The sequence below is a fragment of the Bacillus sp. OV166 genome, from assembly GCF_900177675.1.
GTDB lineage: Bacteria > Bacillota > Bacilli > Bacillales > Cytobacillaceae > Neobacillus.
Genome location: NZ_FXWM01000001.1, coordinates 5,671,022 through 5,684,001, shown reverse-complemented (window position 1 = coordinate 5,684,001; position 12,980 = coordinate 5,671,022). Strand labels below are relative to the sequence as shown.

14 protein-coding genes are annotated in these 12,980 nt (G+C 39.8%); 11 read left to right on the top strand and 3 right to left on the bottom strand.

What is annotated here, in order from left to right; translation table 11 throughout:
• The first annotated feature begins 282 nt into the window (after positions 1–282).
• The 11 genes from CCK98_RS28045 (at position 283) to CCK98_RS37130 (ending at position 10,332) form a co-directional block, all read left to right on the top strand.
• Positions 283–876, top strand: coding sequence for a putative ABC transporter permease (locus CCK98_RS28045; RefSeq protein ID WP_088089597.1), 594 nt, complete (start codon positions 283–285; stop codon positions 874–876).
• A gap of 307 nt (positions 877–1,183) precedes the next feature.
• Positions 1,184–1,882 (top strand): response regulator transcription factor, encoded by a 699-nt coding sequence (locus CCK98_RS28040; RefSeq protein ID WP_088089596.1) that lies wholly within the window; start codon positions 1,184–1,186, stop codon positions 1,880–1,882.
• Positions 1,883–1,884: 2 nt separating this feature from the next.
• Positions 1,885–3,273, top strand: coding sequence for a HAMP domain-containing sensor histidine kinase (locus CCK98_RS28035; RefSeq protein WP_088089595.1), 1,389 nt, complete (start codon positions 1,885–1,887; stop codon positions 3,271–3,273).
• Positions 3,270–3,974, top strand: coding sequence for a polysaccharide deacetylase family protein (locus CCK98_RS28030; RefSeq protein ID WP_256942473.1), 705 nt, complete (start codon positions 3,270–3,272; stop codon positions 3,972–3,974). Before CCK98_RS28035 ends, CCK98_RS28030 begins: the two co-directional genes overlap by 4 nt.
• Before the next feature lie 8 nt (positions 3,975–3,982).
• The gene (locus CCK98_RS28025; protein WP_088089594.1) at positions 3,983–4,582 is read left to right on the top strand and encodes a DedA family protein; all 600 of its coding nucleotides are present in this window, start codon (positions 3,983–3,985) and stop codon (positions 4,580–4,582) included.
• A gap of 194 nt (positions 4,583–4,776) precedes the next feature.
• Positions 4,777–5,943: a galactosyldiacylglycerol synthase gene (locus CCK98_RS28020; protein WP_088089593.1), complete on the top strand. Its 1,167-nt coding sequence runs from the start codon at positions 4,777–4,779 to the stop codon at positions 5,941–5,943.
• A gap of 36 nt (positions 5,944–5,979) precedes the next feature.
• Positions 5,980–6,582, top strand: coding sequence for an undecaprenyl-diphosphatase (locus CCK98_RS28015; RefSeq protein ID WP_088089592.1), 603 nt, complete (start codon positions 5,980–5,982; stop codon positions 6,580–6,582).
• A gap of 187 nt (positions 6,583–6,769) precedes the next feature.
• Entirely contained in the window at positions 6,770–7,600 is an 831-nt protein-coding gene (locus tag CCK98_RS28010) for a cytochrome c oxidase assembly protein (protein WP_088089591.1), read from the top strand.
• A 247-nt stretch (positions 7,601–7,847) separates the two neighbouring features.
• Complete coding sequence (locus CCK98_RS28005) at positions 7,848–9,194, top strand: cytochrome ubiquinol oxidase subunit I (RefSeq protein ID WP_088089590.1); 1,347 nt, start codon at positions 7,848–7,850, stop codon at positions 9,192–9,194.
• Positions 9,191–10,219, top strand: coding sequence for a cytochrome d ubiquinol oxidase subunit II (locus CCK98_RS28000; protein WP_088089589.1), 1,029 nt, complete (start codon positions 9,191–9,193; stop codon positions 10,217–10,219). The genes CCK98_RS28005 and CCK98_RS28000 overlap by 4 nt, the downstream gene beginning before the upstream one ends.
• Before the next feature lie 11 nt (positions 10,220–10,230).
• Complete coding sequence (locus tag CCK98_RS37130) at positions 10,231–10,332, top strand: hypothetical protein (protein WP_373408512.1); 102 nt, start codon at positions 10,231–10,233, stop codon at positions 10,330–10,332.
• Positions 10,333–10,506: 174 nt separating this feature from the next.
• Here CCK98_RS37130 and CCK98_RS27995 read toward each other — a convergent pair whose 3' ends face one another.
• The 3 genes from CCK98_RS27995 to CCK98_RS27985 all read right to left on the bottom strand — a co-directional run bounded on the left by CCK98_RS27995 (position 10,507) and on the right by CCK98_RS27985 (position 12,765).
• The gene (locus CCK98_RS27995; protein WP_088089588.1) at positions 10,507–11,250 is read right to left on the bottom strand and encodes an amino acid ABC transporter ATP-binding protein; all 744 of its coding nucleotides are present in this window, start codon (positions 11,248–11,250) and stop codon (positions 10,507–10,509) included.
• A gap of 15 nt (positions 11,251–11,265) precedes the next feature.
• Positions 11,266–11,925, bottom strand: a complete 660-nt coding sequence (locus CCK98_RS27990) for an amino acid ABC transporter permease (RefSeq protein ID WP_088089587.1) — start codon at positions 11,923–11,925, stop codon at positions 11,266–11,268.
• A gap of 63 nt (positions 11,926–11,988) precedes the next feature.
• The gene (locus CCK98_RS27985; protein ID WP_179195947.1) at positions 11,989–12,765 is read right to left on the bottom strand and encodes an amino acid ABC transporter substrate-binding protein; all 777 of its coding nucleotides are present in this window, start codon (positions 12,763–12,765) and stop codon (positions 11,989–11,991) included.
• Between the last annotated feature and the right edge of the window lie 215 nt (positions 12,766–12,980).

Below are 12,980 nucleotides of genomic sequence, written 5' to 3'. Positions count from 1 at the left end.
TGGAAACGAGAACAATTAAAAATGGTAACAAAAAGGGGTTTGGCGGAATCCCGAGGAGATTCGGCGGAATAAGTTCGGAGTTTGGAGGAAAAACTCACAGTTTGGCGGAAATCAATCCGATAGTTGGCGGAATCCCGGCCCAAGTAGGCGGAATCCTCAGTCCGAGAGTCTGCCTTAAAACGAAAAGCTGATTGTAATTAAGTAGGAATTTTTTTGTATATTTGGATGCATGGCTGTTAAACCTAAAGTGGGAAATTCTTATCCATGAAAGGTGGTTTAGCCATGATCATTAACTTGTTGAATGGTATTGAGTTTCAAAATCCGGATTTTTTTAATCTTGAAGGAGCAGCAACAATCGTTTTTTATTTTACAGTCTACTCATGGTTAGGCTGGCTGCTCGAAAACAGTTATAACTTCTTCACGAAACGGGAGTTTTTTAAGCCGAATTTTCTTTTTGGGCCATTTAAACCGATGTACGGCTTTACCCCTGTGCTCTTGGTTTATCTAATTTCACCAGAAACCAATTGGTTAGTCGTTATTCTCCTTTGCTTCATGATTCCAACCTTAGTGGAATATGTGACCGGAGCATTGCTGCAGAAACTTTTTAACCAAAAATGGTGGGATTATTCCGATTCACCCATGCAGCTTCATGGCCATATTTGTTTGCCTTTCTCGGCCTGCTGGAGTATCCTCTCCCTTCTTTGCATAAAATGGATCCATCCTGCGGTAGCAACAATGTACGGAGCAATTGAACCATATTGGGCCTGGGTCTGGTCTGCAGTAGGATTATACTTCCTTGCCGATCTTGTATTAGCCATCCGGAAACATTCATTGCAGGACCTTATTACCGATGAGCCAACCAATCCAATCCAATAGGGTGCCTGACACCCCAATACCATAAAAAACTCCTTCAACTAAAAAGAAGGAGTTTTTGGCTTGTATAGGTCAATCATAATACATGGCCATGGATGATGAATTTGGGCAAAGATTTGATGTTTTAATAGAATCGACGAATGATTGTGGCAAGTTTGATCTGAATAAAAGATTAAAATTCAATGAAAAAAAGAAAACTAAGCAGAAATCATGCTAAATTGAAGTAGATCATTCCTAGAAAAATAAGATGGGTTTAATAAAACACTTAGATTTGCGACCTATGTTAAGGCAATAAAAAGGAGGGCTGACGATGAAACAGCGGATTTTGGTTGTAGAAGATGAAAAACAAATCGCCAAGATATTAAAGATCGAACTGGAGTATGAGGGATACGAAGTAAATGTTGCTTATGATGGGAAATCGGGATTGCAGGCAGCCCTACATGAAAAATTGGATTTAATTTTATTGGATGTTATGCTGCCTGAAATGAATGGCATTGAGGTTTTAAGAAAAATACGAAAAGAGAATAACCTTATCCCTGTTATTTTATTAACAGCCCGTAATATGACCATGGACAAGGTAGCAGGACTCGATCAAGGGGCGAATGATTATATCACCAAGCCCTTTGAAATTGAGGAATTATTAGCAAGAATTCGCTCTTGTCTCCGGCAAAGTACCATTGCAGTAACGGCTTCACAATCGAATGACTCCTTATTAGAAATAAGGGATTTAACTGTTAATCTGGATACAAGAGAGGTCACCAGGGGAGAGACTTCCATCACGTTAACTCCCAAGGAATTCGACTTACTCGTTTATTTGCTATCCAATAAAAATCGAATTGTCACGAGGGAGAGCATCCTCCTTCATGTTTGGGGCTATGAATATGAAGGGGAAACCAATGTCATTGATGTGTTTATCAGACATTTACGAAAGAAAATTGAAGAAGGTTTTTCTGACCCAACGATTATTCAGACGGTAAGGGGCATTGGTTATACCGTAAGGGAGAATTAACAATGAAGATTACCACAAAAATCAATCTTATTACTACGGCTTGGATTTTATGTATGTTACTTGCTGTGAATGCGGTTGTCTTTTTTTCATTTATGAAGATTACTGTCAATATGGAAGATGGTGAACTACTTCAAAAGGCTGATTATTTGATAAACGAAATCAACAAGGAAGATTCTCTAGCGGTTATTAAAGAAAAATTAACCCCATACCTAACGAACCAGTCTTTTATAAGGATCGTTCAGCCAGATTCGAAAATAGTTAATCAAGTAACGAATGATCCGAAATTAGCTGCTAAAATAAAACCGCAATTCACTACTGAAAAAGGGACGCAAAGGCGGACCATTAGACTTAATCATCAGGAAGAACAAATTGCCATTGTCAGGGTGCCAATCCAATCAAATGGTCATGTAGTAGGAACACTAGAGTTTGGGGAGAAATTAGTAGGATTGGAAACAGGAAAAGACTTATTACTCTCCATTCTTGCCTTTTGTACCATTTTAGGTGCGGTATTATCACTGCTCGGTGGTAGATGGTTGTCCAATCTGATTATGAAACCTATCTCCAATATGATTAACACCATGGAGGATATTGAAAAAAGTGGGATCCCGAAAAAGATTATCATCCAACATGAGACAAAGGATGAATTGCAAAAATTGGCCGTTACGTTTAATCGGATGATTGGCAGATTAGAGGCAAATCTCGAAAAACAGCGGCAATTTATTTCTGATGCTTCACATGAATTAAAAACCCCGCTTACTGTGATCAAAAGTTATGCAGACCTACTGCTTAGACGGGGGTTAAAAAATGAAGAGGTTGCCCATGATGCGATTGAATCGATTCATTCAGAAGCAACAAGAATTCAAAAAATGACAGAAAGGTTTCTGGATTTAGCCGATACAGAATCAGGTAATCTTTTAGAACCAAAAGTAATCAATTTAGTTTCCTTGTGCGAAGATATCTTCAAGCAGCTTAAAAGTGCCTATAAAAGGGAAATTAACCTCCATTACCATGAACCAGCCATTAAGGTTATCGCGGATGAAGTCAAGCTAAAGCAGGCAATGATAATCTTAATCGATAACGCAATTAAATATAGTACAGATAAAATAGATGTGTACTTACAGGATAAAGAACAATTGACGATTATTACCGTAAAAGATTACGGAATTGGGATCCCAGAGTGTGAAATAGAGAATGTCTTTGAACGGTTTTACCGGGTGGACAAGGCACGAAGCAGGGAGACAGGCGGGACAGGGTTAGGCTTGTCGATTGCCAAAAATATTATGAAACAGCATCAAGGAGAAATTATCGTAAAAAGTACGGAGGGAGTGGGAACAGAGGTAGAGTTGTTCTTACCCAAACGGAAAGTTGGAAAGGAAATGTTTTTCGAGTGATTAAAATATTGATAGTAAGTGTTATTCTTTTATTCATTTTTTTTCTTATCTATGCCATATTGCCCACCATCCTCATTCGTAGGAGCGGGCGGGGAATCATCAAAACAATCCATGCACCGGCTATTGCATTAACGTTTGATGATGGTCCCAATCCTGAATACACACCACAATTACTTGACCTTTTGAAAAAGTACGGTGTAAAGGCATCCTTTTTTGTGGTCGGCAGTAAAGTGAAAGCCTATCCTGCCATTATTAAACGGATGAGTCAGGAGGGACATACGATTGGAATTCATCATTATGACCATATTTCAAGTTGGATTCTTTCCCCCCTTCGCTTAAAAAAACAACTGCAAATGACAGAACAGGCAATCAAAGAATGCACCAATGAAAAAGTAACCTTTTACCGGCCGCCATGGGGGAGCTTTAATAGTGCCAGCCTATATTTGAGCAAGCGATATAAAGTGATTATGTGGTCGCATATCTTCGGTGATTGGAAGGTAGCGAAGGGTAAAAACGGCCTGCTTGAAGAGTTGCTCCAAACGACAGAAGCAGGCTCTGTATTGTTGCTTCATGATTGTGGGGAAACCTTGGGTGCCGATAGGCTAGCGCCCCGTTATATGCTAAAGTGCTTAGAAATCTATTTACAGGAAAAGGTAAATAGGGGCACGAAATTTATCACATTAAAAGAAGTGAACTTTTAGAGGCTGCTATGAATGTAGAGACAATTATTAATTATATTAATATATATGGTTACCTAGTCATTTTTCTCTTTTTATTCTTTGGTATTGTGGGTATTCCTGCTCCTGAAGAATCGCTGCTATTTTTAATCGGCGTGCTGAGTTATCATCATAAGCTCTCAATAGGGCTAGCCATATTAAGTTCCATTCTCGGAGCGTTTATAGGAATGCAAACAGCCTATTCGATTGGAAAATATGCAGGATCCCCTTTTATAAAAAAATTCGGAAAGTATGTCGGGATTAGCGATGACCGTTGGGAAAAAGTAAGTCGTATATATACCAAAAATGTACGTAAAACAATCGTTATCGGTTTTTATCTGCCAGGTATTAGGCAGATAAGTCCGTATTTTGCTGGGATTACAAACATTCCATTTCGGAGGTTTTTCCTTTTTTCCCTGCTAGGCACTCTTCTCTGGACCATCCCTTTTATTGTGGGAGGCTATTATGCAGGAAAGGTATTTCATATTAATCCAGACTATATTCCATATTTAGGAATGGTATTTTTCATTCTTTTTCTGCTATTTGTCATACGTAAGTATATAAAAAGGAAAAAAACAGCATCAGCTGAATAGGAGAAAATAATACAAAACCTGAAAAGGCATCTTTTCAGGTTTTTGTTTTTAGACCCAGCTAAAAAAAGGCTAAAGTTAAGATTAAAAATCCATTAAAAAACGAGTTTTTCAAGAAATGAGTGATACATTGAAAGGGTAATTTAGAATTCATCATTTTCAAAGTTCGATTTCTAGTAGAACAGGAGATGGAATAAGTGAAGAAGATTTTGTTTTTACCACTCTTACAAATGCAATCGGGACATCATCAAGTCGCTGAGGCATTAATGGATCTGTTAAAAAATCATACAGATGATCTTACATTTAAAAAAATCGACTTGTTAAGTTATACAAATAAATCGTTAGAAAAAGTGATAACAAGTGGCTATCTCAATTGGATTCGCTATGCGCCAGAAACTTATAATCTTGCCTATAAAAGCTTTTTTTACGTATCACCAACTAAAAAACATTCCTTTAAATGGTATCAACCGCTCTTTTTGAAGAAAATGGAGCAATTGTTAGCGGAGGAAAAACCAGATTTACTTGTTTGTACACATGGGTTCCCTTCTTATCTTCTTAGTAAGTTAAAAATGAAGGGAAAATGCGACATACCGATTATTAACGTTTACACAGATTTCTTTATTAATAGTGTTTGGGGAAGAGAGGGGATTGATCTCCATTTTCTCCCTAGCCAAGAGATCAAACGAAAACTCGGCAGAAAATATCAAGCCACGAACCAACAGATGATGGTCACTGGTATTCCTGTTCATGAAGGAATTACAAAAACCCTTCATCGGAAACAGGATAATGAGCGTCCCAAAATCTTATTATCTGGAGGAAATAGCGGTTTGGGCGGGATTTTGAAACTAGCGGAAGAGTTAAAGCTCTCCTCGAACTTAGACTTCTTAGTATTGTGTGGTAATAACAAGAAGCTTTATGATGAAATTCATTCGTGGGATTTAGATCATATCAAACCATTAACCTATCTTTCTTCAAGATCAGAAATGAATTTACTTTATGAAGAAGTGGATGCGATTATCTCAAAACCGGGTGGAGTCACTATAAGTGAAGCGATCCGAAAAAGACTTCCAATCTTTGTTCATTCTGCACTTCCAGGGCAGGAGAAAATAAATCTCCAATATTTAAAACGGAAAGAGCTAGTATTTGAGCTCGACCAGAGCACTCCATTGGAAAAACAGCTGCTTAGTGTTTTAACGAACCAGAAAAAAATGAAAGGCTGGGAGGATGCTATTGATGCTTACCAGCAGGAAATTGAGTTAGAGAAGCCGGAAAAAATCGTGGAGTTGATAGAAACACTCCTTGACCAAAAGACGAGCAGCAGGCAGTCGGGATTGGTTAGATTTTCTTCTCCTTTGAGAATTTAAGATGGTTGAAACACATGAATCTGGAGGTTAGTTAAGATGTCTCACATAGACTATGGTATCTTTCAAATAATCAATCACCTTGCAATAAGTGAGCGATTTTTAAACCCATTAATGATATTTTTAGCAGAAAAAGCAGAGTATTTATTTTTTGCGGGAATCATTTTTTATTGGTTTTATCATAAATCACAAAACCGAAAAATGGTTATTGAAGCAATCCTGGCCGCGTGCGTGGCGCTAAGTATAAATGGAGAAATAGGTCACTTTTTTTACCGGAATCGTCCTTTTGTCACCCATCATGTAAACTGGTTAATCCCTCATGTGAAAAATGCCTCGTTTCCAAGTGACCACGCGACTGCCGCATTCGTAATCGCGACGGCCATTTGGATTTGGAAAAAACGTGACGGCTGGATGTGGTTGGTCTTAGCAGCAGGCATTGCTCTGTCCCGTGTTTGGACAGGAGTCCATTATCCGTTAGATGTGGTAGCAGGAATGCTCATAGGGACAAGTGTAGCTTTTGCCATCCATTTCTTACTAGTTCGATTCGAGGAAATAAACAAAGTAATCCTTTGGTTAATTGAGTACTATGAGAAAATTGAGAGTAATCTTTTAAAAAAGACCAATCTAGTCAGAAAAAGATAGGCAACTAAACGGACGGGAGGGAGTGATAAATGTTTCTCTCCTATTGCCTGTCTACCTTTCCAGGGAATTCAGGTGGGATTCTTTTTTGTAATAATTCACACATTTTGACATAAAATCTAAAGTTAGTTTCATTGGCTGTAAGGGTTATTTTCTGAAGTCTAAGTGTCCTGAGTGGAAGGAGGATTTCATGTTTTATGCGATGTGGTTGGAAGGTCAATCGTTGTGGAATACCCCATTACTAGCTTGCCTCATTTGTATAGCGGTTGTATATGTAGTCTTAGTACTTTCTTTTACAAAAATAAAGCTTCATCAAAAAAAACCCCTGCTTTTTTTCCTCAGTTTAATCATTATGTACGGAACTTTTGGCAGTCCATTTGAAATCATAAGTCACTTGTCGTATAGTTTGCACATGCTGCAAATGAGCATTTTATACTTTATCATCCCACCTCTATTTTTACTAGGAATTCCAGATGCATTTCTACAGCAAATTCGTCATCTCTCCCTCTTTGTAAGAGTAAGCAAGTTTTTCTTACCGCCAATTGCTGCGCTTTATGCTTTTGGAGCAATGTTCTTGATGTACCATTTTCCAGTTGTTTTAACGACTCTCTCTCAAAATTCGTTTGTCCATAATGGGTACCTATTTGTGCTGTTTGTCCTATCTTTTAGGATGTGGGGGCCAATAGCAACTCCTGACTCGAAGAAGTATGGTTCAAAGGAGAAGAATAAACGTTATCTATTTTTGAGCGGGCTTGTATTAATGCCTGCCTGTTTGCTTTTCATATTAACTGCCTTTATTGGTGGAATGAATAATCCTCTTCTTACACAACTAACCGCAAACCTTTGTATCTCACCTTCCCAATTAAGTTCTCTCAATATACTGCCATCACCATTTAATACAAGACTTGATCAATTGTTTGCGGGAATCCTAATGTTGGGAATGCATAAATTTGGATTAACCTTGACCGTTCGTCTTGGTAAAAAAATGAATAGTGGGAATGTGGTGGGGATTGTTGACTGACCACCACTTCTCACTATTTTTTCTGTGTGCGGATACTTTCCAGTGCAGTTAAATATATTCCGCCATAATTTTGGGAATGGTATGTAAGAAGTGTGCTTAATTAATTAAATTAGCCAAAAGTTAGGTGGGATTTTTATTTACAAAAAACAAGAGCGAAAGCTCATTTGGCTGGCTTTTATTGTTGCATCCATAATGGGACTGTCAATCATTGGACGGCTTTTTTCAGGATAAGAAAGGGGGGAGTTAAATGGGTAATGAGGAAGCAGTATTTTTTAGTCGTGTCCTAACAGAATTGACCTTGTCTTTTCACATCATTTACGCAACCATTGGTGTTGGGATTCCACTAATGATTATGATTGCTCAATGGGTTGGGATAAAGAAACAGGATGAACACTATATTTTATTAGCTCGAAGGTGGACAAGGGGATTTGTGATTACCGTGGCAGTTGGCGTTGTGACCGGAACCGCGATAGGGTTACAACTCTCACTCCTATGGCCCAATTTTATGCAGTTAGCGGGAAATGTGATTGCCCTGCCGTTATTTATGGAGACATTTGCGTTTTTCTTTGAAGCGATTTTTTTAGGTATTTACATATATACTTGGGATCGGTTTAAGGACCAGAAAAAACATCTGCTCCTGCTGATTCCAGTTGCGTTGGGAGCCTCTTTTTCAGCCGTTTTTATTACCATTGTCAATGCATTTATGAATGCGCCCCAGGGCTTTGATGTCGTTAATGGCCAATTAGTGAATGTCAGTCCAATTGTAGCCATGTTTAATCCGGCGATGCCGACAAAGGTAGCCCATGTGGTTGTCACCGCCTATATGACGTCAGCGTTTGTCCTGGCTGCGATTGGTGCCTTTCGTTTACTTAAAGGGTCAAACCATGCGTATCATAAAAAAGCTTTGTTTTTAACAATGAAACTTGGATTCGTCTTTTCCGTAGCAACCGCTCTTTTAGGAGATTTCTCCGGAAAGTATTTGGCCGAATATCAACCAGAAAAATTAGCTGCTGCTGAGTGGCACTTTGAAACAGGGAAAGGTGTACCGCTTGTCTTATACGGTGTCCTTGATAATGGCGAAGTAAAATATGCACTGAAAATTCCCTTTGCACTCAGCATTCTGGCTCATGAAGTTCCTAATGCAAAAGTGATAGGACTTGATCAGTTTCCGAAGGATGAAGTGCCGCCCCTGTATATCCACTATTTATTCGATACGATGGTGACGATTGGGATGTGGATGACCGTTTTGTCCTTGGTATATGTAATAGGTACCTGGCGCCACTGGCGTTTCGTTTTATCCAAATGGTTTCGTTGGCTGCTTGTGCTCGGCGGCCCTCTCTCCATTCTTGCGATTGAGGCGGGGTGGTGGTTGGACGAGGTCGGCCGTCAGCCATGGGTTCTGCGTGGAATTTTACGAACTAAAGATGCAGCGACGACAAGCGGTCAAGTGGATATCATGTTGGTTTTATTTGCGGGGCTTTATCTTGTCCTCGGGGTTGGCAGTGCAGTTGTACTCTGGCGAATGTTCCGGAAGAACACAGTGGAACAGGAATTGGCCGATAGAGCCTCCGAGAAAGCGGGTGATGTGCTATGACACTGGAAATCGTCGGAATAAGCGCATTGGGGGTGTTTCTCTTTGGATATATTATCATTGCGTCCATTGATTTTGGGGCAGGATTTTTTAACGCGTTTAGTACATTAACCGGGAAACAGCATATTTTGACGAAGATTATTCAACGCTATTTATCGCCAGTTTGGGAAGTCACCAATGTCTTTTTAGTATTTTTCTTCGTCGGGATGGTTGGTTTTTTTCCAAAAACGGCTTATTACTTCGGCACAACTTTACTTGTGCCGGCAAGCATTGCGATTATTTTGCTAGCGATTCGGGGAGCTTATTATGCCTTTACAACCTACGGAGGACTCAAACATAAGCGCTATACCATCTTGTATGGGTTGACGGGATTATTTATTCCAGCATCGCTGTCGAGTGTCTTGACGATTTCAGAAGGCGGCTTTGTGTCAATGGAAAGTTCTGCGCCTGTGCTTGATTATTGGGCTTTGTTTACCAGTCCTTTATCGTGGAGTATTGTGGTCCTTAGTCTGACTGCCGTATTATATATCTCCGCTGTTTTCTTGACATGGTATGCCCATCATGCAAAGGATGAAGCTGCAACGAACCTTCTACGTAAATATGCGCTTAGTTGGGCAGGACCTGCCATTATCACAGCTGCGGGTATTATCATAGAAATGAGGACGCACAATCCGGAACATTATCAGCGCTTACTCGACCTTTGGTGGTTGTTCGGATTGTCCGTCGTTTTCTTTGTTGGAACCGTTTATTTGATCTGGAAGCGGCGTTCTTACGGTCTTGCTTTCTGGTTATTAGTCGGGCAATTTGCGGTTGCCTTTTTGGCCTATGGTGCTTCCCATTATCCCTATTTGTTGTATCCCTATCTCACCTTATATGATAGTTTTACAAATCAATCGATGGCGATTGCCCTGATTGTTGCCTTCATTGCAGGGTTAGGATTACTCCTGCCATCGCTGTATCTACTGCTAAAATTGTTTCTGTTTAACAAGGAATATGTACAAGGGAATCGAAATGATGAACATGCTTAGGGGGGATGAACGTGGATGATTTCTTACTCTTTTATGCCCCGTTTCTTGTGATGATTGTGACGATTGTAGTGGCGTTCTGGATTGCTCCGAAAGATGATTCTGTGGATAAATAACAACTGACTGCAAAATCGGTATGGAGTGTTCATAAGGACAATACTAAGGATGAAAAAGTAAAAACTGTCCTCATGGAGTGTTCATGAGGACAAAACTCAGCATGGAAAAGTGAAGATTGTCCTCATGAAGCTTCGATGAACTCCGAAACCCGCATTTATTATCCAATCATACTCTTATAAGCTACGCTTCAAGAAAGCCTTCGTTCGTTCATTCTTAGGGTTTGTAAACAACTCGGCGGGCGAACCAGATTCCACAATCTCCCCATTGTCCATAAAAATAACCCGGTTTGCTACTTCCTTGGCGAAGCCCATCTCATGTGTCACAACAATCATCGTCATGTGTTCTTCGGCCAGATCCTTCATCACTTGTAATACCTCACCAGTTAATTCGGGGTCCAATGCAGAAGTAGGCTCATCAAAAAGCAGAATTTCTGGGTTTAACATGAGCGCTCTGGCAATGGCGACTCGTTGTTTTTGCCCGCCTGAGAGATTGGCTGGATAGGCTGATGCCCGGTCAGTAAGCCCGATTTTCTCGAGTAGTTCATTACTTCGTTGCTGAATTTTAGCGGGCGCTTCCTTCTTCAGCATTTTTGGAGCAAGTTCCAAATTTTCTTTCACCGTAAGATGCGGAAAGAGGTTAAAATGCTGAAAGACCATCCCCATTTTTGCATTGATCTCTTTTATCTCCAGGGGTTTTGCATAGACGCCGTCCTTTACTAAATGCTTACCGGAGACACAAATCGTGCCACCGTCTATTTTTTCAAGATGGACCAAACTGCGGAGCATCGTACTTTTCCCGGAACCAGAGGGACCAATGACGGCTACCACATCATTTTTATTTACATCAAAGCTAATCTGTTTTAGGACATCCAAATTCCCATACGATTTTTTGAGGTTAGCTATTTCCATGATAGGCATAGTTACCACTCCTTCTTATTCAAATTTGAACCGTTTTTCGAGCCATTTAAACACCATCGTTAAGAGGAGCGTCATGATCAAGTAAATAATACCGGCGACGAAGAAAGGAACGATGGTAAAGTCGCGGTTTACAGCTGTCTGCGCAAAATGTAACAATTCCGGTACGGCAACCGCATAGAGCAGTGCGGTATCTTTGACCAATGTCACGGATTCGTTCGCGACAGCGGGAAGGGCGATCCGGAACATCTGCGGAAGGATGACCTTTGTTAACGTCTGCCATTTATTCAGGCCGAGCACTTGCGATGCCTCAAATTGACCTTTATCAATCGCAAGAAGCCCGCCGCGAAAGATTTCGGCGAAATAGGCAGCATAGTTCAAGATAAAACCTAAACAGGCAGCGACAAAGCGGTCCAAAACTAAGTATTCTCCAACTACTGGTATCATCGGCAGCCCGAAACAGATAAATAACAGCTGAAGCAAGAGCGGTGTACCGCGCATCACGTAAATATATCCTTGTGCAAGCAGGGACACAGGCTTAAAACGGCTGCCGACAGCCAGAGTTAATATAAACCCAAGTGGAATCGAAACCACAATCGCAATGACAAACAAGAGGACTGTCATCTGGGCGCCTTCGAGCATTGGTTTAAGTATGGAAATCAGATAATCAAAAGACATATAAGTTCCTCCAAAAGCAAAACAGGGTTCCCAATGGAAATCCTGTTCGCCTTATATTCGGTATTAGTTTAATACTTTATTTTCGCCAAACCACTTTTCAGAGATACCTGCTGCTGTGCCATCCTCATTCATCTCATCGAGTGCTTTTTGCAGCTTTTCAAGTAATGCTTCATTCCCTTTTTTAACACCAATTCCGTATTCTTCGGGAGCAAGTGATTCTTGAAGTACTTTAAAAGACTCTTTTTCCTTTTTCATATAATAATCGATAACAACTTCATCAATTACTACTGCATCCAAACGACCGCTTTTTAAGTCAGTTAAGGCCTGGACATTATCTGCAAATTCGGTAACCGTCTTAATTTTAGTTTTAATAGGTGCGGCATCCAAAGCATCAGCTGCAGAAGATAGTGTTTGCAGTCCAACAACCTTCCCGTTTAAATCATCTAATTTAGTAAGCTTTGAATCAGCCAATGTAACAACCACTTGTGCATTTTTTAAATATGGCTTCGTGAAAAGAACTTTCTTTTTACGTTCATCCGTAATAGTGTATCCGTTCCAAATTAGGTCAATCCGTCCACTGCTTAATTCCGCTTCTTTTGTGCTCCAATCAATTGGTTGAAACTTGACCTTTTTCCCCATCTTTTTAGCAGCAGCATTCGCGTAGTCAATGTCAAAACCAACAATTTTATTGTTCTCATCGCGAAAACCCATCGGGGCAAATTTATCATCAATCCCAATCACGAGCGTGTTGTCCTTTGCTCCTGATGATTTAGACGAACATCCTGTAAGGATCGAGAATAGTGCTGCTATTACTAGAATCATAGGTATTAACCGTTTCATAATAGAACTACCACCTTAGCAATTTATTTTAATTCCCTTTAGTACGTTAACGAATTATCACACTGCCATATTATAACGCTATAATATTATTTAATACAATAGCATTATAAATAATATGAAAATTGAAATTCCTTTTAATTGAGGAAATTCCTTGAATAGACTAAAAAACATTCAAATAATCATTTGACCATTTTTTTGAACCAACATATACTAAT